Raw genomic sequence first — 2,328 nt, forward strand, 5'->3', positions numbered from 1 at the left:
CAGTAGTACTATTGCCCGCCTTAAAGAAGCAAGCCTTTCCGGGGTTTGGATTCTTTGTGTCTACGTTAAGGGTTATTTCATGTGTCGCCTGTGCATTCAAACCATGTAAGGTCACGGTAATGATCAAAACAAAGACAATCAAGCTTATTTTATTCAGTTTCATCTACTTTAATTATATCTTTCAAACAAAAAAAGAGGATATTCCATACTTATCCTATTTATTTAAAGAGATTAATATTAGAAATATACTATATATATCTAAAATTACCTGTATTCCCAAAAAAGAAAGCCCGGGTTAGCCCGGGCTTTTCTTTATCTGAAAGGTATTCCATTTTTGACCGCAAAGGCTTGCTTGTTTTCCTTAATATTATTGAGCCTTAATTTTTGGGTCGAACTGGTAGATTTCCCCATCTACCATAAAATGAATGGCATAGATATACTCCTTGTTTGCAGCGTTCTTCTTAACTTTTTCCTTTACCTTCTTTTTGGCTCCGTTTTTCTTTGCACCTTTATTTTTCGTCTTGGCAAATATATTTTTACTCTTGCCCCCAGATTTAAATTCTATCATCTCAATATCAACCTCTTCCCCGGAAGTAGTAACTCCTTCCCATTCTACAAAGTCTTCGGGTTTAACCAGAATTGTAAAATCTTTAGCCGGTTCACTTACCTCAACAACGGTAACGCTTTCATCAGCCACATTAAAAGTACGGGCAGCGGCAGGATCATTCTGATTTAAGGCCTCAGTGTCCACAGTTAATATAATTACATGAGACGCGCCCTGGCTGTACAGACTAGTTCCAAAGCAAATTAATAAAAGGGCTGTTCCTAATAAATATCGATTGAATGCTTTCATGTTTGGTTTTATTTTTAGTTAGATTATTTACGAAAACTCAAGGTAGGGAATAAATTGAATATAAAATGTAAGTGTATCCCTACATAATAGTGACGCGCTATAGCCAATCATTATAAAATACTCATACTCCATTAATTTCTCACATTGAACAAGGCCACAACAGACGTTAAACTGTTGGATTTTAAAAATTCAAACAATAATCCAGCCTAACATATAGACTTGATTACTTCTAAGCGCAGATGATCCTGATCATTTCCTGCATGATACCTATTTCAGAAATTTACTGCTTAAAGAAAACCTAGTTCCTGCCCATATTACAGGGTGCCAATTTGGGAAACAGTTTCTCACCGAACCATAGATAAAAAATGCTTGTGTTTTTTAAAAAAATCCGACATCGTCTTTTAACTGACAAGTTCAGCAAATATCTACTATATGCCATGGGAGAAATTATACTGGTAGTGGTTGGGATACTCATAGCATTGAGCATAAATAATTGGAATGAAGATCGCAAAGAAGAAGTATTGGAGCTGGAATATTTGGAGCGCATTCTTACTGACCTTAAAGCAGATACGCGTTACTTCAATCGACAAATAGTTGAATGTAATGAAGTTATGAATTTGAGTTATCAATACATTCACAAGGCTTACGAAGAACAAAAGAGTAAGGAAGACTATGTTGCATTAGTGGAACTATTTACGGATAGAACGGAAAATTTGGTGGTACAGAATTCAACCTATTTAGAACTAAACAATGCGGGAAAATTAAGTATATTTAAAAATCAACAAGTAAAAGACAGCTTAATTGCACTGCACAGAGATTATGAATATGCCGCTTCAAGAATTAAGGAATTTAATGATTACCATTCCCGTTTATTAAGTTCGGCTAGAGTATATAACAGTAAGTATTCAAAAAAGCGCGCATTTATCTTTGACAAACCCTATATGTTTAATCCTAATGAATGGGAATATATTAATGACCCAACTTCAGAAAAATTCAGAGAACAAGAATGGATAAATGCCATGTATCTTGTAAAACACAAGGAGGCTATGGAATTTCACAAGGCCCTTCTGTCTAAAAATGAATTTCTTAACGAGCTTATTGTGGAAGAATTGGATAATAGAAAATGAGCATGTTATTTAGGCCGGAAAATTCAATTTCCCGATGAAATGCATAAAAAGTACGCCTAAACCACAACTTTTAGTGCTTTCACAACAATTAGGGGGACAGTGACCACACAAAATCGTAACTTATTACTAAGAAAAATATGAATTTAAAAACAGTTGCTATGGAATCAGATTCAAACAAACATCCCGTATTAAACACTATTCTTTCTGTATTAAATATTAGCTTAGAAGTATTACTGGCATTAATAGCCCTTGGGGTTATCATTGGCCTTTGGGGGATTTTAAGCTAAATAGTATTTCTTTTGATTAAGATTTATCCAAATTTTACAAGTAAGAAATTTTGGTATGTTC

At 34.3% G+C, this 2,328-nt stretch carries 3 protein-coding genes; 2 read left to right on the forward strand and 1 reads right to left on the reverse strand.

Features of this window, described 5'->3' with window-relative positions; all coding sequences use genetic code 11:
* Nucleotides 1-367: 367 nt before the first annotated feature.
* Nucleotides 368-853: a hypothetical protein gene (locus WBN20_RS04120; protein ID WP_424280803.1), complete on the reverse strand. Its 486-nt coding sequence runs from the start codon at nt 851-853 to the stop codon at nt 368-370.
* Between the two features lie 437 nt (nt 854-1,290).
* On the opposite strand from WBN20_RS04120, the gene WBN20_RS04125 reads away from it, so the two are divergent.
* Both WBN20_RS04125 and WBN20_RS04130 read left to right on the forward strand, forming a co-directional pair.
* Nucleotides 1,291-1,980 carry a DUF6090 family protein gene (locus tag WBN20_RS04125; protein ID WP_424280804.1) on the forward strand — a complete coding sequence of 230 codons (690 nt, stop codon included), beginning with the start codon at nt 1,291-1,293 and terminating at the stop codon, nt 1,978-1,980.
* A gap of 158 nt (nt 1,981-2,138) precedes the next feature.
* Nucleotides 2,139-2,267 (forward strand): hypothetical protein, encoded by a 129-nt coding sequence (locus WBN20_RS04130; RefSeq protein ID WP_424280805.1) that lies wholly within the window; start codon nt 2,139-2,141, stop codon nt 2,265-2,267.
* Nucleotides 2,268-2,328: the final 61 nt, after the last annotated feature.

Source organism: Eudoraea sp. (assembly GCF_049665975.1).
Classification (GTDB): domain Bacteria; phylum Bacteroidota; class Bacteroidia; order Flavobacteriales; family Flavobacteriaceae; genus Eudoraea.

Excerpts from the sequence above, each read along its gene's own strand:
- WBN20_RS04120 (WP_424280803.1), bottom strand. The coding sequence starts at position 853 with ATGAAAGCATTCAATCGATATTTATTAGGAACAGCCCTTTTATTAATT.
- WBN20_RS04125 (WP_424280804.1), top strand. The coding sequence starts at position 1,291 with ATGGGAGAAATTATACTGGTAGTGGTTGGGATACTCATAGCATTGAGC.
- WBN20_RS04130 (WP_424280805.1), top strand. The coding sequence starts at position 2,139 with ATGGAATCAGATTCAAACAAACATCCCGTATTAAACACTATTCTTTCT.